The organism is Kitasatospora sp. NPDC088861 (assembly GCF_044750105.1).
In the GTDB taxonomy this organism is placed as follows: Bacteria; Actinomycetota; Actinomycetes; order Streptomycetales; family Streptomycetaceae; genus Kitasatospora.
The window spans coordinates 662,753-684,667 of the sequence record NZ_JBIVJF010000001.1; the positions used below are offsets into that span (position 1 = coordinate 662,753).

Here is a 21,915-nt window from a genome sequence, read left to right on the forward strand (position 1 = left end):
GCGCGACCGCGCCGGGACGGGACCCGGGCGGCGCGCCGACCGGGCCGGGGAGGCCATGACGGAGACGACGGACCGCCCGGCCGCCGGACGGGTCTGGTCGACGCCCGCGCAGCTCGTGCTCGGCCTGACCGCGGCGGTGCTGGTGGTCGGCACCGGGTTCTTCCTCGCGGCGGTGTTCCTGCACGTCGCGCCGGCCAACTCGCTGTCCCGGCAGTACCGGGACGAGGTCGACGGCCTGGTGTACCCGGAGTTCGAGCAGAACTGGCGGCTGTTCGCGCCGAATCCGCTGCAGCAGAACGTCAGCCTGGACGCCCGGGTGCGCACCGCCGCCGCCGACGGCACCACCCGCACCCGCGACTGGACCGGGCTGACCGCGCGGGACCTCGCCGCGATCCGGCACAACCCCGCCCCCAGCCACGTCGACCAGAACGTGCTGCGCCGGGCCTGGGACTTCTACGACGGCTCGCACAACCCGCAGGACGAGGCGCTGACCAACACCCGCGGCAGGCTCGCCGAGCAGTACCTCAAGCGGATCGCCCTGCAACGGATCGGCCGGGAGGTGGACGGCGAGCGGATCCTGGAGGTCGAGTTCCGGGCCACCGCGGTGACCGTCCCGCCGCCGTCCTGGAGCGGCGAGGCCGCGCCACCGGCGCCGAAGGTGCGGGAGCTGCCCTGGTGGCCGGTGGACGACGAGGACTACCGGGAGCTCGGGTGAGCGAGGTGTCGCCGGAGGTGTCGTCCGACGTGGCGTCCGAGCTCTCGCCGGAGGTGTCGCCCGAGCGCTCGCCGGCGGCCGAGCCACGGTGGTCGGAGGGCATCCCGCGCCAGGCCGGGCAACCGCCCGCCGCCGGCTCGGCCCCCGGGCCCCGGCCCGACCCGGCGCCGCGCGGGCCCGGCCCGGCCGACCTGGCCGCCCGGGCGATGGCGGCCTTCACCGGGCGTGCGCTGGGCCGCCACCAGGCCGCCGTGGTGCGGATCGGCTTCGGGCTGGTCTGGCTCGCCTACCTGCTGCGCGAGTGGCCCAACCGGCGGGTGCTGTACGGGGACCGGTCGCCCTGGTCGATGGACCTGGCCGAGCGGCTGCTGACCGACAACGGGGCGTTCACGGTGCTGCCGTGGTTCGGCGGGCGGCCCTGGTTCGAGCTGGTCTACCACCTGGCGGTGCTGGCCGCCGTCGCGGTGGTGCTGGGCTGGCGGACCAGGGCGAGCACGGTGCTGTTCCTGGTCACCGTGCTGTCGCTGCAGAACCGCAACGTCTTCCTCGGCGACGGCGGCGACAACGTCGTCCACCTGATGGCGGTCTACCTGGTCTTCACCCGCTGCGCCGAGGTGTGGTCGCTGGACGCCCGGCGGTCCCGGCCGGGGCGGGCCGGGGCGGTGCTCTGGGTGCTGCTCGGCGCCGTCCTGGCGGCCTGCCAGGTCGGCGGCTTCTCCGGCGAGAGCCTCACCTGGACGGTCCGGACCTTCCCGTACGCCGGCTGGGCGCCGCTGTTCTGGGGGCTCTGGGCGGTGGCCGGGCTCTGGTGGACGCTGGGACGGCTGCGGCCGGACGGCGAACCGCGCGCGGTGCTCGACGCGCTGGCGAACATGGTGCACAACTGCGCGATGCTGGTGATCGCCGTCGAGGTGGTGCTGATCTACGCGACGGCCGGCTGGTACAAGGTGCAGGGCTCGCGCTGGCAGGACGGCACCGCGCTGTACTACCCGCTGCACCTGGACTACTTCACGCCCTGGCCGTGGCTGTCCGGGCTGGTCGGCTCGGCGCTGCTGCCGGTCTTCCTGATCTCGTACGGCACGGTGGTCGTGCAGGTCGCGTTCCCGTTCACGCTGCTCAACCGGCGGGTCAAGAACGTGCTGCTGGCGGTGCTGCTGGCCGAGCACCTGGGGATCGCACTGCTGCTCGGGCTGCCGGTGTTCTCGCTCGCGATGATCGCGGCGGACGCGGTGTTCCTGCCGACCGGCGCGCTGCTCTGGGTGGCGGCGCGGCTGCGGCGGATCCGGCGGTCGCGAGCGCCGGTCACGGAGGGCGTGCCCTAGGCTGACCCGTATGTCCTGGTTCGCCGCCCTTCGCGACACCGCGCGGACCGGACTCACCCTCGACCGGGCGCTCACCGACCCCAAGCGGGCCCTGCGCGGGGCCGTCGCGGTGGCGTTGGTGCTCTTCCCCACCCTCGCGCTCGGCGGGGTCGCGCTCGCCACCTCGGCCGCGATGGGCGCCTTCATCGCCGGCACGGCCACCTTCCAGCGCAGCTTCCGGCCCCGGGCCAGTCTCGCTGTCGCGGCCGGGGCCGGGCTCGGGATCAGCACCTTCCTCGGCTACCTGGCGGCCGGGGTCCCCGGGTTGTTCCCGGTGCTGCTCGCGGTGTGGGCCTTCGGCGCCGGGCTCGCCTGGGCGATCGGGCCGACCGCCGGGGTGGTCGCGACCAACACCGTCTCGGTGATGCTGATCGTCGTCCAACTGCCGGTCAGCGCGACCGCCGCGCTCGGACACGGGCTGGTCGCCGCCCTCGGCGGGGTCGTCCAAGCCGTCGTCATCACCCTGTGGCCGATCGGGAGCTGGAGTGCCCAGCGGGACGCCCTCGCCGACACCTACGCGGAACTCGCCGACTACGCGCGCAGGTTGAGGCAGGATCCGACCGCGCACGTCGACCCGGCGCCGTTCATGACGGCCCGGCACGCCGCCGCCCTGACCCCCTGGCAGGACCGCCACCGGCCGGCCGAACTGCGCGGCCTGCGCGGCCTCGCCGAGCGCATCCGGCCCACCCTGGCCGCGCTCGCCGATCCCAAGGTGGGCGCCCCGGAGGAGGGGCCCGAACGCGACCGGGCCCGTGAGGTGCTGGCGGCCGCCGCCGAGGTCATGGACGCCCTGGCCCGGGCCGTCCGCACCGGCGACCCCGTCCGGCTGCCCCGCTCGGCGCCCACGCTCACCCTGGTCCCGCCGGACGAGGGGCCGCGGTTGCAGGGGGCGGCCCGGCGGTCGGCCCGCCGACTGGGCGGGCTGCTGCGCAAGGCCGCGGACACGCTGGAGCGGGGCGACGCGGACACCATCACCACGCCCGTGATCGGCGCGGGCGGGGCGCTGCACAAGCCGTCGATCCTCCGGATGCTGCCGGTCGCGCTGCGGACGGTGCGCCGGCAGCTGCGGCCGCGCTCGGCGATCTTCCAGCACGCCGTCCGGCTCGCCGGGGTGGTCACCGTCGCCTACCTGCTGGCCCGGCTGGTCGGGTTCCACCACGGCTACTGGGCGCCGATGACCGCCGCGATGGTGATGCGGCCGGACTTCGCCCAGACCTACAGCCGGGGTGTCGCCCGGCTGGCCGGGACGGTCGTCGGGGTCGCCGTCTCGACGCTGGTGGTGCAGCTCACCCACCCCGGGGAGTGGGTGCTGGCCGCGCTGGCCGTGCTGTGCATCGGCGGCTCGTACCTCGCGTTCCGGACCGGATACGCGCTGACGACGGTCGGGATCTCGACGTACGTGGTGTTCCTGCTCGGGCTCCAGGCCGGGAACCCGCTCACGACGGCCTTCGAACGGGTCGGGCTCACCCTGCTCGGCGGGTCGGTGGCGCTGGTGACGTACGCGCTCTTCCCGACCTGGCAGACCGCCCGGCTCGGGGAGCGGCTGGCCGAGTGGCTCGCCGCCGCCGGGCGGTACGCGGCCGCGGTGGTCGCCTGCTACGAGGACCCGGCCGCGCCGCGCGGGCGGGCGGTGCGGACCGCGTTGCTGGACTCCCGGGAGGCCCGCTCGGAACTGCTCCAGGCCATGCAGCGCGCCGACGCCGAACCGGGCCGGCACGCCTCCGGGCTGCCCGGGGTGTCCCGGCGCCAGGTCGACCGGGCCCGGGCGGCCGTCGGGCACCTCGGACGGGTCGCCGTCCTGCTGGAGGCGCACCTGCCGGCCGCCGACGCCGACCCGGTGCCGGGGACGGCGGAGTACGCGGAGGAGCTGCGGCTGGCCACCGCGCTCGCGGGGGCGGCGCTGCTCACCGGGCAGCCGGTGGAGTTCGGCGCCGTGCGGGAGGCGCAGGCGCGGCTGGAGGAACGGCTGGCGCAGGCGCCGGCGGGGGTGCAGCGGGACGTGGTGCGGGCGGGGACGCGGCTGCTGGGGCAGGCGCTGAAGGACCTGGAGCGGGCGCTGCGGGGGCGGGAGGACGTGCGGGGGCCGCAGTAGGCGACGTTCGCCCCTCCTGGAAGGGCGAACGTCGGGCGAACGTCGGGGCCGAACGGCGCCGGGGCGTCAGGCGGCGCGGGCGGCGGCCTCCAGCCAGTTGGCGAACTCGCAGGCGAAGTGCCACTGGTGGCCGGCGCCGAGGAGGGCGGGGGCGGCCTCGGGGAACTGGACGGTGAGGCGGATCCGCAGGCCGTCCGGGGTGTCGGCGAACTCGTGCATCACCCGCAGCACCTCGGTGCCGTCGGCGAGGGTGCCGGTGCCGCCGATGCGGACCGGGAAGGCCTGGTGGCCGGGCCCGGCGATCGGGACGTCGTCGTGGAAGCGCAGGAAGAAGCGGGCCGGGCCGGTGCCGAGGGTCTCGATGATCTCGACCCGTTCGCCGGTGGAGTCGGCCAGGTAGTGCTCGGGGTTGGCGGCGAGCAGGGCGTCCCGGTCGGGGGCGTGCAGGCGGCCCTGCCACCAGGTGAGGAAGCGGTCGGCGTCGATGCCGGCGGCGGTGAGCTCGGTGACGGCGGTGCTCCACCGGCCGCCGGAGGCGTGGGCCCAGGCGGCCAGGGCGGTGTCGGCGGCGGTGGTGTCGGGGGTGAGCAGTTCGCGCGTCCGGTCGTCGCCGAGGCGCTGCTTGAGCAGGCGCAGGGCGGCGCGGGCGCGGTCGAGCTCCCAGGCGAGGACGGCCTCGCGCGGGTGGCTGGTGCCGTCGATGTCGGTGTGGACGGTGAGCGCGGTGGTGGTCACGGCGTCACTCCTCGGCTCCTCAACGATGCGGAGAGATTTTCTCCGCTTCACTGGACGCTAGCATAGGGGGAGAGAATTTCTCCGGTTAGGGAGTTGCCGATGAGGGCCGACGCGGAACGCAGCCGGCGCAGGATCCTGGACGCCGCCTGCGAGGTGTTCCTGGAACGGGGCCCGGACGCCCCGCTGGACGCCGTGGTCCGGCGGGCCGGCGTCGGCCCGGCCACCCTCTACCGGCGCTTCCCCGACCGGGAGGCCCTGGTCCGCGCCCTGGTCACCGACCTGCTGGCCCGGCTCGCCGAGGCCGCCGAACGGGCCCGCCGCGACGAGACCGACCCGTACCGGGCGCTGCGCCGCTTCGTGCACGCCGCCGCCGACCTGCGGATGGGCGCGGCGATCGTGGTGCTGCTGGAGCGGCTGGTGGTGGACGAGGACCTGGTCGCCGTCCGCCGCGAAGCCGTCACCGCCGTCGAGGCGCTGCTGCGCGCCGCCCAGGATGCCGGGCGGCTGCGGGCCGACGTGGGGATGGGCGACCTGGTGCTGCTCTGCGTCCGGGTGTCCCGCCCGCTGCCGGGCGCGCTGGCCGCGCTCGACGCGGACGGCTCGCTGGTCCACCGGCACCTCGACCTCGCGCTCGCGGGGCTCGCCGCCGATCCGGACGGTCCGACCGGCCGGCCGCTCGGCTTCGACGAGGTGATCGCCGCTGCGGGCCGCCCCGGCGAGCCCGGCCCGGGCGGGGCCGCCCCAGGCGGGGTGGCCCTGGATCAGACGGTCCTGGATCAGGTGGCCTCGGATCAGACGGCCTCGGACGAGGTGGCAGAGTGAACGCCATGAACGCCATGGACGACGAGGTGCTGCGGGCGTGGCGGGCGGCGGAGCGGGAGCCGGGGGCCGTCCTGCTGGACGGGTTCCACCCGCTGAAGCACGCGCTGCGCTTCGGCGGGGACGTCCGGCGGGTGCTGACCGCCGACCGGGCGGCGCTGCTGGCCCTGGCCGGGGAACTGGCGCCGGACGTCGCGCCGGCGCTGGACGCGCTGGCGGTGGAGCTGCCCGAGGAACGGCTGCGGACGCTGGCACCCCGGCTGCACCCGACCGGGGTGGTCGCCCTGGCCGCGCGGCCGTCCGTCGGGGCGAACCTGGCGGCCCTGGCCCGCCGCCCGCGCCCGGCCCCGGTGGTGCTGCTGGAGAACCCGCGCAACCTGGGCAACGTCGGGGCGGTGATCCGGCTGGCGGCCGGCTTCGGCGCCACCGGCGTGGTGACCACCGGAGATCTGGACCCCTGGCACCCGACCGTGCTGCGCGGCAGCGCGGGCCTGCACTTCGCCACCGCGGTGGAGCGGCTGGCCCTGCCGGAGCTGCCCGCCGGGCCGCTGTACGTGCTGGACCCCGAGGGCGCGGACATCCGGACGCTGCCGTTCCCGGACGACGCGCTGCTCGCCTTCGGCACCGAGCGGCACGGCGTCTCGGCGGAGCTCAAGGCGCGGGCGGACCACCTGGTCTCGGTGCCGATGCAGCCGGGGGTGTCCAGCTTCAACCTGGCCACCAGCGTGGCGATGGGCCTCTTCCACTGGATGTCGTCGAAGCCTCAGGGGTGAGGCGTGGCGCCCGCCGGGGCGGGCACCACGCCGTCGGCGTGCGTCAGGCGAAGAGCCGGCGCCAGGTGTCCGGGCCGGGGTAGCCGTCGGCCTCGGCGCCGCGCCAGCCCTGGGCCTGCTGGAAGGCCTGGACGGCCCGCCGGTCGCTCTCGCTCCAGCGCGGGCCGGGGCCGACGCCGTACGAGCCGCCGAAGCCCTTGCGCACCAGCTGCTCGCCCAGCAGACGGACCTGGTCGTTGTTCTGACCCGGCCCGAAGTACTGCCGGCCGGGGAAGGCGGGCGCCCCGGTGCCGGGCCGGACCGGCGGCGGTAGCGGGGTGGTGCCGGCGCCGATGGCGCGGCCCTTGCCGTTGACCAGGTAGTCCCAGGTGTCCTTGCCGGGGATGCCGTCGGCCTCGGCGCCGCGCCAGCCCTGGGCCTCCTGGAAGGCCTGGGTGGCCCGCCGGTCGGCCTCGCCCCAGCGCGGGTCGGGGCCCTCGGAGTAGAACCGGGCGCCGCCGCGCTGCACCAGCAGCCGGCCGAGCTCGGTGACGTACGCGTTGTTCGCGCCGGGGCCGAACTTGTCCGCGCCCGGGAAGGCGGTGGCCGGGGTGCCGTCGTTGCTGCCGCCGGACAGGCCGGTGTAGCGGTACGGGACGTAGGCGCCGGAGTTGTTCCAGTAGGCGTACGGGGTGTCGCGCTTCTTGGTGCCGGGGGAGGTCTGCTCGTAGGCGAGGTAGCGGGTGAGGGAGGAGTCCGTCCAGCCGCCGAAGATCGTCACGTGCGACCCGGACTGCGGGCTGGCCGGGTTGTTGTAGATCAGCACGTCGCCGGGCTGGAGGTCGGCCTTGCCGATCCGCTCGGCGAAGTTCGGCAGGGTCCAGGTGGTCTGGCTGCTGCCGAGGCCCCAGGCCATCGAGACGAAGCCGGAGCAGTCCTGGCGGTAGCCGTCCGACCAGTAGCTGCCCATGCCGTACGGCACCTGCTGGTCGACCCAGCCCTGGGCGCGCTGGATGATCTGCGCCCGGGTGGGCGGCTGGGCGGCGGCGCGCGGGGCGGCGAAGGCGCGGGCGCCGGGTGCTTGGCCGTAGAGGCCGCTGACCTCGCCCTGCGGGGTCTGCGGGGGCTGGGCGGTGCTGCTGCCGCCCGGGGTGGGGCCGGGGGTGGGGGCCGCGGTGGCGTGCCCGGCGGCGGCCGTCCCGCCGCCCACCGCGGTGCCGACGGCGGCCATCAGCACGGCGGCCCGGCGGCGGATGCTGCGGGCCGCGGCGTGCCCGCCCTCGTGCACCGGTGTGGCGTGCCGCCGGGCGCGGCGGCGGGCGCTGCAGCCCCCGCATATGCAGTCCTCGTCCGGTTCGACCTCGTCGAATTCCAGCAGCGGGGACAGGTGGTCGGTACGGGTCATGCTCCGCCTCTTTCCTGCGGTCTTCCTGGTCGACGCCTGACGGCGTGACAGGACTGGCCTTCCCGGGCCGGCCCCGCGTGTTATCGGGACCAAAGTCCCAAAGCGGGCGGAAGGTGGCACGGCGGGTTGCGCCGGACGGGTGACAACCGTTCGGCGGCCCGGGCGTGGCGGGGGCGAGGAGGAGGCGCTAGTGCCGGTGCGGGGCCTGGCGGATGGTCAGGTGTGGCGGGGGTGCGCGGGCCGGTTCGAGGACGGCGGGGGCGGTCGGACGCCGGGGCGGCCGGATGTCGGGGACGACTGGACGCCGGGGGCGGCTACTGCCACTCCCAGCGGATGCCGATGTGCCCGGGCTGCTGGTCCGGCGCGAGCACGTGGGCACTCGCGGAGGCGCCGACCCAGAGCTGCTCGCGGCGGTGGTCGACGTCCGCGCCCGGCTCGCGGTCGTAGCGCTCGCAGTGCGCCGGGACGGCCGCCGGGTCGAAGTGCACCTGGAGCACGTACTCGCGCACCGGGGTGGCGAAGCGGCGGCTGTACTCCAGCGTCGGGCCGCCCGGCGGGATCTCCACCTCGTACTCGAAGACCGTGCTGTCGCCGAGCGCCAGCGGGCGGTCCAGCATCAGCTCGCCGACGGTCAGGCCGGCCTCCGGACGGCGCCGGACCCGGCCCAGCCGGCCGTGCCGCACCGAGGTGATCTCCGGGCAGCCCGTCGCCTCCTCGTCGGCCTTGTGCACGACCAGGCAGCGGCCCACGCCGCCGACGGTGGCGCGCACCACCTGGCGCATCCGCAGCAGGTTGCCGCGCCGCTCGGCGTCCACGTAGTACGAGTCGTGGATGCTCAGCCGCTCCAGTTCGCCCTGCGGCGGGGCGTCCAGCTCGGCGAAGATGTCCGCGATCTGCCGTTCGCCCGGCCAGACGTCCTCCAGGCCGAGGTGGCAGGTGTTCGCGACGGCGGCCCAGCGGCCGCGCGGGCGGGGCGGGCCGAGCAGCGAGGTGAGCGCGCTGTGCGGCAGTCCGAGCAGTTCCTCCAGCAGGTGGACGGCTCTCAGCGAGCTGGCCCGTTCGGGCTGGCTGCGTCCGCGCCGCCAGTAACTCAGCGTCGTGACGCTGACTCTGACGCCGCGCTGGGTGAGGGCGGCTCTGATCCGGTCCAGGCTGAGGCCGCTGGCCTCGATGGCCAGGTGCAGGGTGTCCGCGAAGCCGCCGGGGGCGGTGGCCCGCCCGGCGTGCGCGGGTGCCGGAGGCGGTGCGGGTACGGACGGGCCGGGGCGCTCCGGGCGCAGTCCGACCAGCCGGAGTCGCGCGGAGTCCTGAGGCTGCTGTGCGGCCATGCGGTGACCCTCCCCGCCAGGTGAGTTCGGAGGGGCCTGGCCGGCGCCGAGGCTCGCCGCCGACGGCTTCACCGAGCTTTGGGGAACCCTATGCACGGTCGAGAGGCTACGTCATCAGTCGTGCGTATGACAGGGGTCACGGCAGGTGAACCGAAGGGTTGGTGATCTTGAAACAGTTCGGAAACACACGCCCTCGCCGCGCGCCCGCGCCGCCCGTCGCGACGGGCGGACGCACACCGCCGGGGCGGGCCCTGTCGGCGCCGCCCCGGCGGGGGTCAGGTGGTGCTACCCGCTGGTGGTCAGTTGACGTTCAGCGCGATGTCGTCGATCACGAAGCTGGTCTGGTTGGAGCCGTCCTCGGTGCCGGTGAACTTGACGGTCACGTTCTTGCCGGCGAAGGAGGAGAGGTCCAGGGTGCGCTTCACGTAGCCGGCGGCGGCGTTGACGTTGGAGTACGTCGCCAGCGTGGTGCCGTTGGCCTGGACGGTCAGCTTGTCGTACGCGGTGGAGCCGGTCTCCGCGGTGTCGATGTGCAGCCAGAAGGTGAGGCTGGCGGACTTGCAGCCGGCCGGCACCGAGATGGTCTGCGACAGGGTGTCGGTGTGGGCGCTGCCGTAGCCGTCCAGCCAGGCCTTCCAGCTGCCCGAGTGGGCCGCCTGCGAGGAGCTGTTGTCGACCACGCCGCTGGAGGTGGTCCACGGGGCGGCGGTGCCGGTCTCGAAGCCGCCGTTGCCGATCAGCTGGGCCGCGGTGCAGCCGCCGGTGGGCGGGGTGGTGGAGCCGCCGCCGAGCAGGGCGGTGGTCAGGCCGTCGGCGATCGGGGTGCCCCAGCCGGTGACCTGGTCGTAGCCCGTCCCGGCCGGGAAGTCCTGGTTGGAGCCGCTGGTCACGTCGTGGAAGGCGCCGGAGTAGTTGCTGCTGTTCGCGACCGCGTACAGCTTCGGGTTCGCCTCGCCCAGGACCGGCTGGCCGGCCGCCTTGGCCTTCTGGTTGAACTGGGCCGCGTAGCCGGCCCACAGCGGCGCCGCCGCGCTGGTGCCGCCGTAGACCTGCCAGGAGCCGGCCGTGTAGATCGCGAAGCCGCTCGCCGGGTCGGCGTTGGAGGAGACGTCCGGGACGGTGCGCATGGTGCCGCTGCCGGTGCCGGTGCCGGTCTGCCAGGTCGGCTTGCCGAACACGGTGGAGACGCCGCCGCCGGCGCTGCTCCAGGCGCTCTCCGAGGAGTACGAGGTGCCGGACACCTGGAGGTTGGTGCCGCCGACGCCGGTCTGGTGCGGGCTGGACGCCGGGAAGTCGACCGCCTTGACCGACGAGCCGCTGGTGGAGCGGGTGCAGTCGCGGGAGCCGTCGTCACCGGAGGCGGAGAAGATCGAGATGCCCTGGGCGGCGGCCTGCTTGAAGGCGTTGTCCACGGCCGTCATCGAGGCGGCGGTGGTGTCCGGCTCGCAGGAGCCCCACGAGATCGAGATGACCGAGACCTGGTTGTCGGCCACGATCTTGTTGGCCATGTCGATCTCGCCCTGGTCGCTGTTGGGCGCCTCGTAGACCAGCTGGGTCGCCTTCGGCGCCGCGCCGCGGACGATCTCGCTGTCCAGCTCGACCTCGCCCTGGCCCCCGCCGGGGGCGGAGTCGTAGTTGGCGCCGTCCACCGAGACCGTGGAGACGGCCGGGCCGGACAGGCCGTACTGCGAGTCGTAGGTGGTCAGGTTGGAGGACGAGTAGCCGTCGAACTCCCAGAGGGCGACCGTCGTGCCGGTGCCGTCGGCGCCGGTCTTGTTCAGGTTGTAGGCGCCGTCGTACTGCGACGGGCCGAAGCCGCTCGGGGTCGAGGAGGCCGTGTGCGGGGTGACCGAGTTCGGCTTGGCCAGGCGGTTCTTGCGGACCGCGTGGTTGTCCAGGCCGCTCACGCCCTGGACCACGTCGGCCAGGTCGGCCGGGACGGAGGCGGCGGCGTCGTTGGCGAAGAAGGCGCGCTGTAGCTGCGGGTCGACGTAGGAGCTCTCGTGGGTGCCGAAGGCCTGCGAGATCTGCGCGTTGGTGCCGTGGGCGCTGACCACCTGGCGGTTGGCGCTCACCTCGGTGACGGTCAGGCCCTGGGCGGCCAGGTAGGTCTTGACCTGGTCGACGGCGGCCTGGGTCGGCCCGAACCGGGCGGTGAACTGCTCCGGCGTCAGGTACTTGCCGAACTCGGGGGTGCCGGGGGTGGCGACCGCGGCGAGGAAGCGGTCGAGGGCGGCGGTGTCACGCAGCTTCAGGCTGACGGCCACCGAGATCTGCTGCTCGGCCGGGACGTCGCCCTTCTTCTCCGAGTGGGCCACCGCCGGGTTGACGGTGTTCGGGAGCGCGACACGGGGAGCGGGGGCGGCCTGCGCGGTGGAGACACCGAGCGAGACGGCGGTCAGCGGCAGCACGGCTATCGCCGCGGCGAGGGCAAGGGAGCGGGGGCGCAACGGATCCTCCTCTGGCCGGCTGTGGGGGCCGGCAAGGGGCCAGAGCGTTCCGGAGTCGAAAACGCTGTCTAGAACATGACAGAACCAGTGCGCAAAGTGGCTCATGGTCAAGCAATTCGTTGCTAAAAAACAGTCAACTGTGGACACCCGGAATGCGGGGATTCCATACAGTGAATAGCCCGGATTCCGGAACCGGTCCCTACCGGTGGGGGGCGGAAGGGACGGACGTGGAACCGGGTGGAGCCGCGCGGGAAGCATGACCGGCGTGGGCCGCACGGCGACGCGCGGGAATCGGGCGCGGGTGGCGCGGAACTATGTGAACGGCACGGCCCGGCGGCTGCTCTGACGGCTTCCCCGACGGTGGACCGGAAGGGGCTGAGGGCGGGCCGGGAGGGACCGGCGGCGGGCCGGGCGGGTGCGCGGGGAGGCCGCGCACCCGCCGGCGGGGGTCAGGGGGTGCCGAGCCAGGCGGTCAGGGCGGTGCGGAGCTCGCCCTGACCGGGGTCGACGGCGCCCCAGGCGGCGTAGCCGTCCGGGCGGATCAGCAGGACGGTGTCGCGCAGCTTGCCGTGCGGGTCGGCCGGGGCGGCGGTGACCATGCGGTCCGCCCAGGGTTCGGCGGCGGCCAGTTCGTCGTTGCTGACCAGGACGAACTTCCCCTCGCGCAGCGCCTCGTAGAGCCGCTCGGGGGCGGCCGGGGCGCCCTCGACGGGCTTGCGCAGCGCCGTCAGCCGCAGGTCCGGGACGCGCTTGCCGACCTGCGGGTGGGCGTCCTTCGGGGCCGGGTAGGAGATGTCGATGCCGGAGACCATCCGGGCGCCGCGCTCGGTGACCGGGTCGAGGTGGCCGCCGAGCGTGGTGAGCGCCCCGCGCAGGGCGCGGGTGGGGGCGGACTCGGCGAGGGCGAGCCGGATCAGCGCGCCGGAGGTGCGCAGCACCGTCCGGCCGACCGGGTGCCGTTCGCCCTGGTAGGTGTCGAGCAGGGCGTCGGTGGCGTGGCCCTGGAGGGCGGCGGCGAGCTTCCAGGACAGGTTGGCGGCGTCCTGGAGGCCGGTGTTCATGCCCTGGCCGCCGGCCGGGGAGTGACAGTGCGCGGCGTCGCCGGCCAGGAAGACCCGGCCGGAGCGGTAGTTGGGGGCCTGGCGCTCGTCGCTGTGGAAGGTGGAGCTCCAGCGGACGTCGTGCAGGCCGTAGTCCTCGCCGAGGGTGGTCCGGGCGATGGCGGCGAGGCGCTCCGGCGAGGGGGTGGTGCCGTCAGGCTGCCGCTCCTTGCGGTCCCAGGCGATCAGCCGGTACCAGCCGTCGCCGAAGGGGGCGAGGAAGGAGAAGCCGGTCTCGTTGGCGCCGACGGTGATGGTGTCGGCGGGCTCGCGCTCCAGCCGGACGTCGGCGAGCATCACGGAGTCGACCACGGACTCGCCGGGGAACGGGATGCCGAGCAGGTCGCGCACGGTGGAGCGGACGCCGTCGGTGCCGACCGCGTACCGGGCGGTGAAGGCGTTCCCGTCGCGGGTCTCCAGGGTGACGCCCTCGGCGTCCTGGCGCAGGGCGGTGACCTCGGCGCCGCGCAGGATGGTCGCGCCGGCCTGCTCGGCGCGGTCCTGGAGCAGCCGTTCGACGTGGTACTGCGGCGTGATCAGGACGAACGGGAAGCGGGTGGGCAGCGAGCTCAGGTCGATGCCGAAGCGGTCGAACATCCTCAGGCCGGTGACCGGGCGGCCGGTGGCGATGAGGTCGTCGGCGAGGCCGCGGGCGTCCAGGAGCTCCAGAGTGCGGGCGTGCACGGCGAAGGCCCGGGTCAGGTTGGACTCGGCGCCGCGCTTCTCCAGGACGGTGACGCCGACCCCGGCCGCGGCGAGGTCGCCGGCCAGTAGCAGTCCGGTCGGTCCGGCACCGACGATCAGGATGTCGGTGGCGGTCGTCGGCTTCGCGGTCATGTGTCAGCTCCCGGTGTTCGGAGGGCGGTTGGACGCCGTGTCCGGCGTTCTCCCAGACTCCATCATCCCGGGCCCGCGGGGAGCTGTGAACCGCCGGGCCCCGGCGGTGGGTGACCGCCGGGGCCCGGAGCGGATCGGACGGGGCCGGGACGGCGCTCAGCCGTGCCGGCGGACCTCCACGGTGCGGAACCGGTTGGCGACGAACGCGCCGTCGCAGTAGGCCGAGTTGGCGGCCGGGTTGGCGCCGGTGCCGTGCAGGTCGGAGAAGGCGGCGGTCTGGTTGGGGTAGACGCCGCCGGTCAGGTTGAGCGAGAGCGAGACGCCGGCGTCGAGCGCGGCCGCCACCAGCAGGCCCTCCACCTCGGGCGAGGTGGTGTAGCCGGAGGCCGTCATGGCGCCCTTGTCGCGGACCGTGGTGCGCAGCAGCTCGACGGCGGCGGGGGTGGACTCGACGGCGACGGCGAAGGAGACCGGGCCGAAGCACTCGGTGCGGAAGACCGCGCGGTCGTCCGGCTTGTCGGCGTCCAGCTTGACCAGCGCGGGGGTGCGGACGGTCGCGCCGGGGAAGTCCGGCGAGGTCACCGCGCGCGGGGCGAGGGCGAGCTCGCCGTACTCGCCGCCGGCCGCGGCGGCCGAGCGCTGCAGCACGCCCGGGTTGACCACGGCGCCGAGGATGGCGGCGGCGCGGGCGTCGTCGGAGAGCAGGCCGTCGATGGCGGCGGCGAGGTCGGCGACGACCTGGTCGTAGGACTTGTCGCCCTGGTCGGTGGCGATGCCGCCGCGCGGGATCAGCAGGTTCTGCGGGGTGGTGCACATCTGGCCGCTGTAGAGCGAGAGGGCGAAGGCCAGGTTGCCGAGCATGCCCTTGTAGTCGTCGGTGGAGTCGATGACGACCGCGTTGACGCCGGCCTTCTCGGTGTACACCTCGGCCTGCTTGGCGTGCTCCTCCAGCCAGTCGCCGAAGGCGGTGGAGCCGGTGTAGTCGATCAGCCGGATCTCGGGGCGGACGGCGAGGGTCTGGGCGACGGTGCCGCCCTCGTGCTCGACGGCCAGGCAGACCAGGTTGGGGTCGTAGCCGGCCTCGGCGAGCACCTCGCGGGCGGTCCGGACGGTCAGCGCGAGCGGCAGCACGGCGCGCGGGTGCGGCTTGACCAGCACCGGGTTGCCGGTGGCCAGCGAGGCGAACAGGCCGGGGTAGCCGTTCCAGGTGGGGAAGGTGTTGCAGCCGACCAGCAGCGCGAGGCCGCGCGGGACGACGGTGAACTCCTTGGTCATCACCAGCGGTTCGCGCTTGCCCTGGGGCTTGGTCCAGCCGGCCCGGCGGGGCAGCCGGGTCTGCTCGGCGTAGGCGTAGGTGACCGCCTCCAGGCCGCGGTCCTGGGCGTGCGGGCCGCCGGCCTGGAAGGCCATGCCGTAGGCCTGGCCGGTGGTGTGCATGACGGCCTGGCCGAACTCGTGGGAGCGGGCGTTGATCCGGTGCAGGATCTCCAGGCAGACGGCGGCGCGCTCCAGCGGGGTGGCGGCGGCCCAGCCGGGCCGGGCGGCGCTCAGCGCGGCGATCAGCGCGTCCGGCTCGGCGTGCGGGTAGCCGATGCCCAGCTCGATGCCGTACGGGGAGGCCTCGCCGCCGACCAGGTCGCCGTCGGCGGGGTGGCCGTCGAGGGTGAACGGCTGGCCGAGCAGGGCGTCGAAGGCGGCCTTGCCGTCCGCCGGGCCGCTCTCGCCGTACGCCTTCGGGAACTCGGGGTAGGGCGACCAGTAGTCGCGCTTGGCGGCGGCGTCGAGGGCGGCGTCCAGGGTGGCCTGGTGGCGCTCGACCAGCTCGCCGACGAGGGGGTGGGTGACCGCTGCGGACATCTGTGCGCTCCTCAGGAGGGAGGACGGGACACGTCACAGGGTAACCGAACGATCGGTCGGCTCAAGAGGGTGCAGGGGACGGAATCCGGGAAGACGCGCGGGGCGGTGGCCGGAAAGCGCGCGGGGACGCGTCCGTGGCGGACGCGCCCCCGCGGGCCGGTGCGGGGCAGGGCCTACGGCACGCCCAGCTCGAAGATGACGTACCCCGCGTACCAGCCGGAGGCGACCGCGCCGAAACCCAGCACCGCGGCCAGCACCGGCCAACTGAGCTTGCGCATCGCCACCGCGAGCGCGATCAGCAGCGGGAACGCCGGCAGCAGGTAGCGCGAGACGTTGCCGAAGATGCCGAGGCTCCCCAGCACCGAGACGATCGTGGCCAGCGTGTAGGCGGTCAGCACCAGCGGCGGGCGCAGCCGGATCAGCAGCACGATCAGCACCGGCAGGGTGAGCACGATCAGGGTGGCGAAGAGGTCCGGCACCGGGAACGCGAACGGGTAGTCGTTGCGGCCGAGCAGCACGCCGCGGATCGCGTGCCAGGTGCCCTGGCCCCAGTCGAAGTAGTGCAGCCAGGCGTCGTGCTGGAGCCGGAAGTAGCCGCCCCACTCGCCCATCCGCCAGCCCACCCAGGCCACGTAGCCGAGCAGGCCGACCGGGGCCAGCAGCATCGCGGTCAGCGGGCGCAGGACGCCGCTCTCGCGCCGGTACAGCTCCACCAGCGCGGCCAGGCCGACCGCGCCTATCAGCGCCGCGGCGGTCGGCCGGTTGAGCCCGGTGACCAGGGTGATCACCCCGGCGGCGACCCACTGCTTGGTCATCACGCAGTAGCAGGCCCAGGCGGCCAGTGCGACGAAGGTGGAGTCCGAGTAGACCGCCCACTCGGCGCCCGAGCCCGGGGCGATCGCCCAGATCCCGGCCGCGATCACGCCCGCCCTGGGGCCGGCCATCCGGTCCACCACGGCGTAGATCCCGGCGGCGGCGAACAGCGAGGCCACCACCGACACCAGCATCCCGGCGCCGTACAGGCCGAGGCCGGTGACGTCCGAGGTCATCCGCATCAGGCCCGGGTAGAGCGGGAAGAACGCGGCGGAGTTCTGCTCGACGGAGAAGCCGACCGGGCCGTTGGGGATCGTGACCAGCGCCGGGTGGTAGCCGAACTGGGCCACCTGCTGGTACCACCAGCCGTCCCAGGTGGCCAGCACGTCCCAGGGGTTGGCGCCGCCGCCGAACCGGGCCGGCTTCTTGAGGTAGTCCCCGGAGAAGGAGAGCAGCTTCATGAAGACGGTGAAGCCGATCAGTTTCAGCACCGCGTAGCACCACACCGCCGGCCCGAACCGGACCACCAGGGCGCGGGCGCCTTCCCGCCAGCCGCCGCCGGGCACGCCCTCCGGATCATCGCTGCGCTGCTCGGGCACGTCGGAGGCGACGGCCGGTATTGCGTTCATTCGGACTGGACCCCACCCTGCTGGACGTGGACGATCGTCCGCCGAGTCTAGGGCCTGCGCATCGGGGCCTGGTGTGGACCAGTGCGCTGCCGCGGACCCGACCGGACCCGACCGGACCCGACCGCGTACGGCGCGGGGCGGCCGGGGATACTCGGAGGATGGCCGATCACAGCACGCGTACCGCCTACACCGTGGAGTCACTGCTCGCGGTGACCGTCGACGTGTTCAACGAGCGCGGCTACGACGGCACCTCGATGGAGGACCTGTCCCGGGCGGCCGGGATCTCCAAGTCGTCCATCTACCACCACGTCCGGGGCAAGGAGGAGCTGCTGCGGCTGGCCGTCGGGCGGGCGCTGGACGGGCTGTTCGCGATCCTGGCCGAGCCGGCGGCGGTGCGGGGCCCGGCGGTGGAGCGGCTGGAGCACGTGGTGCGCCGCACCGCCGAGGTGCTGCTCGCGGAACTGCCGTACGTGACGCTGCTGCTGCGGGTGCGCGGGAACACGGTCACCGAGCAGTGGGCGCTGGAGCGGCGCCGGGAGTTCGACCACCAGGTCGCCGAGCTGCTGCGGGCGGCGGTCACGGACGGTGCGCTGCGCGCGGACGTCGAGCCGCGGCTGGCCACCCGGCTGCTGTTCGGGATGATCAACTCGATCGTGGAGTGGTACCGGCCGGGCCTCAAGGGCACCGACGGCCTCGCGGACGCGGTCGTCCACCTGGCCTTCGACGGGCTGCGCGCGCGGTAGCCGCCGCCGGCCGGTGGCCGGGGCCTGCCGGTCGGTCCGGGGGACCTGGTCAGTCCGGGGGGACCTGGTCGGTCTCCTCGAAGATCAGCATGGTCCGGGTGCCGAGCACCTGGGGGATGGACTGGATGCTGCCCAGCACCAGCTCCCGCAGCGCGTGGTTGTCCGCGGTGTGCACCAGCAGCAGGACGTCGAAGTCTCCGCCGACCAGGGCGATGTGGGCGACCCCGGGGAGCTCCAGCAGCTGCTCCCGGACCGTGCGCCAGGAGTTCTGGACGATCTTCAGGGTGATGTACGCGGACGCGCCCTGACCTGCCCGTTCGTGGTCGACGCGGGCGGTGAAGCCGCGAATGATGCCGTCCTCGACCATCCTGGATATCCGGGCGTAGGCGTTCGCCCGGGACACGTGCACCCGCTCGGCCACCGAGCGGATCGAGGCGCGGCCGTCCTGCTGCAGCAGCCGCAGGATCGAACGGTCGACCCGGTCGAGTCTGGACATCTGTTCAGCCGACATGACCCCCCACCCTCGCCGATTGGACGCACTGCCACCAGTCGACCGCCGCTCAGGCCGAATGTCCACCACCTTGTCACGCTTCTGGTCAAGATGAACAGACGACCGAACAATCGGTAGGGAGCCCCCGCCACCCCAGGAGGTGCCCCGAGATGACCGTTCTCGACCACAGACACCACACGGCGGTGCCCGGCTGGACCCCCGGGGCCACCGCCCCGCGGACCGACCCGGCCCCCCTGCTCCCGGACGCCTCACCGGTCCGGGTGCTCGGCACCCCCGCGCTGGAGAAGTACGACCCCGCACTGCTGCGCGAGCTGTACCGCCGCCTGGTGGTCGGCCGCCGCTTCAACCAGCAGGCCACCACCCTGACCAAGCAGGGCCGGCTGGCCGTCTACCCGGCGTCCACCGGCCAGGAGGCCTGCCAGGTCGCCGCCGCGCTGGTGCTCGGCGAGGCCGACTGGCTGTTCCCCAGCTACCGCGACACCCTCGCGGTGGTCTCCCGGGGCGTCGACCCGCTGGAGGCGCTGACCCTGCTGCGCGGCACCGCCCACACCGGCTACGACCCGCGCGCCACCCGCACCGCCCCGCTCTGCACCCCACTCGCCACCCAGGCCCCGCACGCCGTCGGGCTGGCGCACGCCGCCCGGCTGGCCGGCGAGCCGGTGGTCGCGCTGGCCATGCTCGGCGACGGCGGCACCAGCGAGGGCGACTTCCACGAGGCGCTGAACTTCGCCGCGGTGCTCCAGGCGCCGGTGGTCTTCCTGGTGCAGAACAACGGCTACGCGATATCCGTCCCGCTCAGCGCGCAGTCCGCCGCGCCCACCCTCGCCCACAAGGCCGTCGGCTACGGCATGCCGGGCCGGCTGGTGGACGGCAACGACGCGCCCGCCGTGCACGGCGTCCTGACCGAGGCGGTCGAGCGGGCCAGGACCGGCGGCGGCCCGACCCTGGTCGAGGCGCTCACCTACCGGGTCGAGGCGCACACCAACGCCGACGACGCCACCCGTTACCGCACCGACCCGGAGGTGGCCGCCTGGCGGGAGTACGACCCGATCCTGCTGATGGACCGCTCGCTGCGCGAACTCGGCGTCCTGGACGACGCGCTGGTGCAGTCGGCGGCCGACGAGGCGGAGGCGCTGGCGGCCCGGATGCGGGCCGAGTTCCACGCCGACCCCGAGCTGGACCCGATGGCCCTGTTCACCCATGTCTTCGCCGAGCCGACCCCGCAACTGCGGGAACAGGCCGCCCAGTTGTCCGCCGAGCTGGCCGCCGAGGCCGAGGTGCAGCACTGATGAACCAGACGGCCACACCGACCCGTACGGCGAGCATGGCGCAGGCGCTCAACGCGGCGCTGCGCGACGCCCTGCGCGAGGACCCCGCGGTGCACGTGCTCGGCGAGGACGTCGGCGCGCTCGGCGGCGTCTTCCGGATCACCGACGGGCTGACCGCCGAGTTCGGCCCCGACCGCTGCCTGGACACCCCGCTGGCCGAGGCCGGCATCCTCGGCACCGCGATCGGCATGGCGATGTACGGGCTGCGCCCGGTCGTCGAGATGCAGTTCGACGCCTTCGCCTACCCGGCGCTGGAGCAGCTGTTCTCGCACGTCGCCAAGATGCGCAACCGCACGGCCGGCCGGCTCCCGCTGCCGATCACCGTCCGCATCCCGTACGGCGGTGGCATCGGCGGGGTCGAGCACCACAGCGACGCCTCCGAGGCGTACTACGCGGCCACCCCCGGCCTGCACGTGGTCACCCCGGCGACGGTCGCCGACGCGTACGGGCTGCTGCGGGCCTCGATCGCCTCCGACGACCCGGTGGTCTTCCTGGAGCCCAAGCGGCTCTACTGGGGCAAGGACGGGTTCGACCCGGCCGCGCCGGTCGAGCCGATCGGCCGGGCCGTGCTGCGGCGGCCCGGCACCTCCGCCGTGCTGATCACCTACGGGCCCTCGCTGCCGGTCTGCCTGGAGGCGGCCGAGACGGCGAAGGCCGAGGGCTGGGACCTCGCGGTGCTGGACCTGCGCACCCTGGTTCCGTTCGACGACGAGACGGTCTGCCGGGTGGTGCGCTCGCTCGGCCGGGCCGTGGTGGTGCACGAGGCGAGCGGCTTCGGCGGCACCGGCGCGGAGATCGCGGCCCGGGTCACCGAGCGCTGCTTCCACCACCTGGCCGCGCCCGTGCTGCGGGTGACCGGCTTCGACATCCCGTACCCGCCGCCGATGCTGGAGCACCACCACCTGCCCGGGGTGGACCGGATCCTGGACGCGGTCGCCCGGTTGCAGTGGGAGGACCGAGGATGATGCCCGTCGTGCGCGAGTTCCGGCTGCCCGACCTCGGTGAGGGACTCACCGGGGCCGAGGTGGTGCGGTGGCTGGTCGAGGTCGGCGAGGTGATCGCGGTCGACCAGCCGGTGGTGGAGGTGGAGACCGCCAAGGCCGTGGTGGAGGTGCCCTGCCCGTACGGCGGGGTGGTCACCGCCCGGTACGGCGAGGAGGGCGAGGAGATCGCCGTGGGCGCGCCGCTGGTGACGGTCGCGGTGGCTCCGGCGGAAGGGGCTTCGCTGCTGGCCGAGGCGGCGGCCGGGATGCTGGTCGAGGCGGCGGCGGAGGTGGAGCGGCCGCTGGTCGGGTACGGGGTCGCCGAGCCGGGGAAGGGCGGGCGGCGGCGCCGGGTGGGGGGTGCGGCTGCTGTTCCTGCTGTTGTTGCTGCTGTTGATCCGGCTCCTGTTCCTGCTGCTGTTCCGGTTGTTGTTCCGGCTCCCGCGCTGGTGGTGCGGACCGTTCCGGGCGTGGTGCCGGTGATCTCGCCGCTGGTGCGGCGGCTGGCCCGGGAACAGGGGGTCGATCTGGCCGCGCTCTCCGGCAGCGGCCCGGACGGGCTGATCATGCGCGCGGACGTCGAACGGGCGGTCGCGGCGAAGGCGGCGGCACCGACGGCTCCGGCGCCGGTGGCGCGGGAGGGCGTCGTCCCGCTGCGCGGGCTGCGCAAGGCGGTGGCCGAGAAGCTCAGCCGCAGCCACCGGGAGATCCCCGCAGTGACCTGCTGGGTGGACACCGATGCCACCGAACTGATGGTGATGCGGCGGCAGTTGAATGCTACCCCGGGCCCGAAGGTGAGCGTGCTGGCGCTGCTCGCCCGGATCTGCACGGTCGCGCTGGCCCGTTTCCCGGAGCTCAACTCCAGTATGACGGAGGACGGTTCGGGCATCATCCGACACTCGGCGGTGCACCTGGGCTTCGCCGCGCAGGGCGAGCGAGGTCTGGTCGTCCCGGTGGTGCGGGACGCCCACGCCCGCACCACCGAGCAACTCGGCGAGGAGTTGGGCCGGTTGACCGAGGCGGCGCGCGACGGCTCGCTCACCCCGGCCGAACTGACCGGTGGCACCTTCACGTTGAACAACTACGGGGTGTTCGGCGTGGACGGCTCCACCCCGATCCTGAACCACCCCGAGGCGGCGATGCTCGGGGTCGGCCGGATCGTCGCCAAACCCTGGGTGCACGAGGGGGAGTTGGCGGTGCGCGAGGTCGTGCAGCTGTCGTTCACCTTCGACCACCGGGTCTGCGACGGCGGGACGGCGGGCGGTTTCCTGCGGTTCGTCGCGGACTGCGTGGAGCGGCCGGGGACGCTGCTGCGGCAGCTCTGAGCACGACTCGGTCGCCCTGGGTGGCGTGCTCCGCACCCAGGGCGACGGGGCGCGAATCGAGGGAGAGTAGCGCGTCCCGGGCCCGGGTGTCCGGGCTTCGCGTGATTTGTCGGATGAGCAGTTCGGGCGTGC

17 protein-coding genes are annotated in these 21,915 nt (G+C 74.3%); 9 read left to right on the forward strand and 8 right to left on the reverse strand.

Annotated elements, in window-relative coordinates; translation table 11 throughout:
* Window positions 1-55 precede the first annotated feature (55 nt).
* From ACIP37_RS02870 to ACIP37_RS02880, 3 genes are read left to right on the forward strand one after another with little or no spacing between them, the layout of a single operon-like run.
* On the forward strand, window positions 56-715 hold the full coding sequence (locus ACIP37_RS02870) for a DUF5819 family protein (RefSeq protein ID WP_400804331.1): 660 nt from the start codon (window positions 56-58) through the stop codon (window positions 713-715).
* The gene (locus tag ACIP37_RS02875) at window positions 712-2,037 is read left to right on the forward strand and encodes an HTTM domain-containing protein (protein WP_400804334.1); all 1,326 of its coding nucleotides are present in this window, start codon (window positions 712-714) and stop codon (window positions 2,035-2,037) included. Before ACIP37_RS02870 ends, ACIP37_RS02875 begins: the two co-directional genes overlap by 4 nt.
* A gap of 10 nt (window positions 2,038-2,047) precedes the next feature.
* On the forward strand, window positions 2,048-4,168 hold the full coding sequence (locus ACIP37_RS02880) for an FUSC family protein (protein WP_363588000.1): 2,121 nt from the start codon (window positions 2,048-2,050) through the stop codon (window positions 4,166-4,168).
* A gap of 66 nt (window positions 4,169-4,234) precedes the next feature.
* Here ACIP37_RS02880 and ACIP37_RS02885 read toward each other — a convergent pair whose 3' ends face one another.
* The gene (locus tag ACIP37_RS02885) at window positions 4,235-4,903 is read right to left on the reverse strand and encodes a hypothetical protein (protein WP_400804337.1); all 669 of its coding nucleotides are present in this window, start codon (window positions 4,901-4,903) and stop codon (window positions 4,235-4,237) included.
* 99 nt (window positions 4,904-5,002) lie between these two features.
* Here ACIP37_RS02885 and ACIP37_RS02890 point away from each other — a divergent pair, with 99 nt between their 5' ends.
* On the forward strand, window positions 5,003-5,725 hold the full coding sequence (locus tag ACIP37_RS02890; RefSeq protein ID WP_400804340.1) for a TetR/AcrR family transcriptional regulator: 723 nt from the start codon (window positions 5,003-5,005) through the stop codon (window positions 5,723-5,725).
* 14 nt (window positions 5,726-5,739) lie between these two features.
* Complete coding sequence (locus ACIP37_RS02895) at window positions 5,740-6,495, forward strand: RNA methyltransferase (protein WP_363588022.1); 756 nt, start codon at window positions 5,740-5,742, stop codon at window positions 6,493-6,495.
* 43 nt (window positions 6,496-6,538) lie between these two features.
* Here ACIP37_RS02895 and ACIP37_RS02900 read toward each other — a convergent pair whose 3' ends face one another.
* The 6 genes from ACIP37_RS02900 to ACIP37_RS02925 form a co-directional block, all read right to left on the reverse strand.
* Window positions 6,539-7,879, reverse strand: coding sequence for a peptidoglycan-binding protein (locus ACIP37_RS02900; protein ID WP_400804342.1), 1,341 nt, complete (start codon window positions 7,877-7,879; stop codon window positions 6,539-6,541).
* 314 nt (window positions 7,880-8,193) lie between these two features.
* Window positions 8,194-9,207: an XRE family transcriptional regulator gene (locus tag ACIP37_RS02905; RefSeq protein ID WP_363588008.1), complete on the reverse strand. Its 1,014-nt coding sequence runs from the start codon at window positions 9,205-9,207 to the stop codon at window positions 8,194-8,196.
* Window positions 9,208-9,506: 299 nt separating this feature from the next.
* Window positions 9,507-11,657, reverse strand: coding sequence for a protease pro-enzyme activation domain-containing protein (locus ACIP37_RS02910; RefSeq protein WP_363588010.1), 2,151 nt, complete (start codon window positions 11,655-11,657; stop codon window positions 9,507-9,509).
* Between the two features lie 449 nt (window positions 11,658-12,106).
* The gene (locus ACIP37_RS02915) at window positions 12,107-13,594 is read right to left on the reverse strand and encodes an FAD-dependent monooxygenase (protein ID WP_400804346.1); all 1,488 of its coding nucleotides are present in this window, start codon (window positions 13,592-13,594) and stop codon (window positions 12,107-12,109) included.
* A gap of 156 nt (window positions 13,595-13,750) precedes the next feature.
* Window positions 13,751-15,451: a phenylacetic acid degradation protein PaaN gene (gene paaN, locus ACIP37_RS02920; RefSeq protein ID WP_363626233.1), complete on the reverse strand. Its 1,701-nt coding sequence runs from the start codon at window positions 15,449-15,451 to the stop codon at window positions 13,751-13,753.
* Window positions 15,452-15,624: 173 nt separating this feature from the next.
* Window positions 15,625-16,893 carry a hypothetical protein gene (locus ACIP37_RS02925; RefSeq protein ID WP_363581610.1) on the reverse strand — a complete coding sequence of 423 codons (1,269 nt, stop codon included), beginning with the start codon at window positions 16,891-16,893 and terminating at the stop codon, window positions 15,625-15,627.
* A gap of 158 nt (window positions 16,894-17,051) precedes the next feature.
* Between ACIP37_RS02925 and ACIP37_RS02930 the strand changes: the two genes are divergently transcribed.
* Window positions 17,052-17,636, forward strand: coding sequence for a TetR/AcrR family transcriptional regulator (locus tag ACIP37_RS02930; RefSeq protein ID WP_400804351.1), 585 nt, complete (start codon window positions 17,052-17,054; stop codon window positions 17,634-17,636).
* A 49-nt stretch (window positions 17,637-17,685) separates the two neighbouring features.
* Here ACIP37_RS02930 and ACIP37_RS02935 read toward each other — a convergent pair whose 3' ends face one another.
* Window positions 17,686-18,132 carry an Lrp/AsnC family transcriptional regulator gene (locus ACIP37_RS02935; RefSeq protein ID WP_363581606.1) on the reverse strand — a complete coding sequence of 149 codons (447 nt, stop codon included), beginning with the start codon at window positions 18,130-18,132 and terminating at the stop codon, window positions 17,686-17,688.
* Between the two features lie 164 nt (window positions 18,133-18,296).
* Here ACIP37_RS02935 and pdhA point away from each other — a divergent pair, with 164 nt between their 5' ends.
* From pdhA to ACIP37_RS02950, 3 genes are read left to right on the forward strand one after another with little or no spacing between them, the layout of a single operon-like run.
* Entirely contained in the window at window positions 18,297-19,436 is a 1,140-nt protein-coding gene (gene pdhA / locus ACIP37_RS02940) for a pyruvate dehydrogenase (acetyl-transferring) E1 component subunit alpha (protein ID WP_063348428.1), read from the forward strand.
* Window positions 19,436-20,440 (forward strand): alpha-ketoacid dehydrogenase subunit beta, encoded by a 1,005-nt coding sequence (locus ACIP37_RS02945; protein WP_350876812.1) that lies wholly within the window; start codon window positions 19,436-19,438, stop codon window positions 20,438-20,440. Before pdhA ends, ACIP37_RS02945 begins: the two co-directional genes overlap by 1 nt.
* Window positions 20,440-21,783 (forward strand): dihydrolipoamide acetyltransferase family protein, encoded by a 1,344-nt coding sequence (locus ACIP37_RS02950; protein ID WP_400804585.1) that lies wholly within the window; start codon window positions 20,440-20,442, stop codon window positions 21,781-21,783. The genes ACIP37_RS02945 and ACIP37_RS02950 overlap by 1 nt, the downstream gene beginning before the upstream one ends.
* The last annotated feature ends 132 nt before the right edge of the window (window positions 21,784-21,915 follow it).

Coding starts and splice junctions, on each gene's coding strand:
- ACIP37_RS02950 (WP_400804585.1), top strand. CDS start 20,440: ATGCCCGTCGTGCGCGAGTTCCGGCTGCCCGACCTCGGTGAGGGACTC.
- ACIP37_RS02935 (WP_363581606.1), bottom strand. CDS start 18,132: ATGTCCAGACTCGACCGGGTCGACCGTTCGATCCTGCGGCTGCTGCAG.
- ACIP37_RS02915 (WP_400804346.1), bottom strand. CDS start 13,594: ATGACCGCGAAGCCGACGACCGCCACCGACATCCTGATCGTCGGTGCC.
- ACIP37_RS02895 (WP_363588022.1), top strand. CDS start 5,740: ATGGACGACGAGGTGCTGCGGGCGTGGCGGGCGGCGGAGCGGGAGCCG.
- ACIP37_RS02945 (WP_350876812.1), top strand. CDS start 19,436: ATGAACCAGACGGCCACACCGACCCGTACGGCGAGCATGGCGCAGGCG.
- ACIP37_RS02930 (WP_400804351.1), top strand. CDS start 17,052: ATGGCCGATCACAGCACGCGTACCGCCTACACCGTGGAGTCACTGCTC.
- pdhA (WP_063348428.1), top strand. CDS start 18,297: ATGACCGTTCTCGACCACAGACACCACACGGCGGTGCCCGGCTGGACC.
- ACIP37_RS02900 (WP_400804342.1), bottom strand. CDS start 7,879: ATGACCCGTACCGACCACCTGTCCCCGCTGCTGGAATTCGACGAGGTC.
- ACIP37_RS02870 (WP_400804331.1), top strand. CDS start 56: ATGACGGAGACGACGGACCGCCCGGCCGCCGGACGGGTCTGGTCGACG.
- ACIP37_RS02905 (WP_363588008.1), bottom strand. CDS start 9,207: ATGGCCGCACAGCAGCCTCAGGACTCCGCGCGACTCCGGCTGGTCGGA.
- paaN (WP_363626233.1), bottom strand. CDS start 15,451: ATGTCCGCAGCGGTCACCCACCCCCTCGTCGGCGAGCTGGTCGAGCGC.
- ACIP37_RS02890 (WP_400804340.1), top strand. CDS start 5,003: ATGAGGGCCGACGCGGAACGCAGCCGGCGCAGGATCCTGGACGCCGCC.
- ACIP37_RS02925 (WP_363581610.1), bottom strand. CDS start 16,893: ATGAACGCAATACCGGCCGTCGCCTCCGACGTGCCCGAGCAGCGCAGC.
- ACIP37_RS02880 (WP_363588000.1), top strand. CDS start 2,048: ATGTCCTGGTTCGCCGCCCTTCGCGACACCGCGCGGACCGGACTCACC.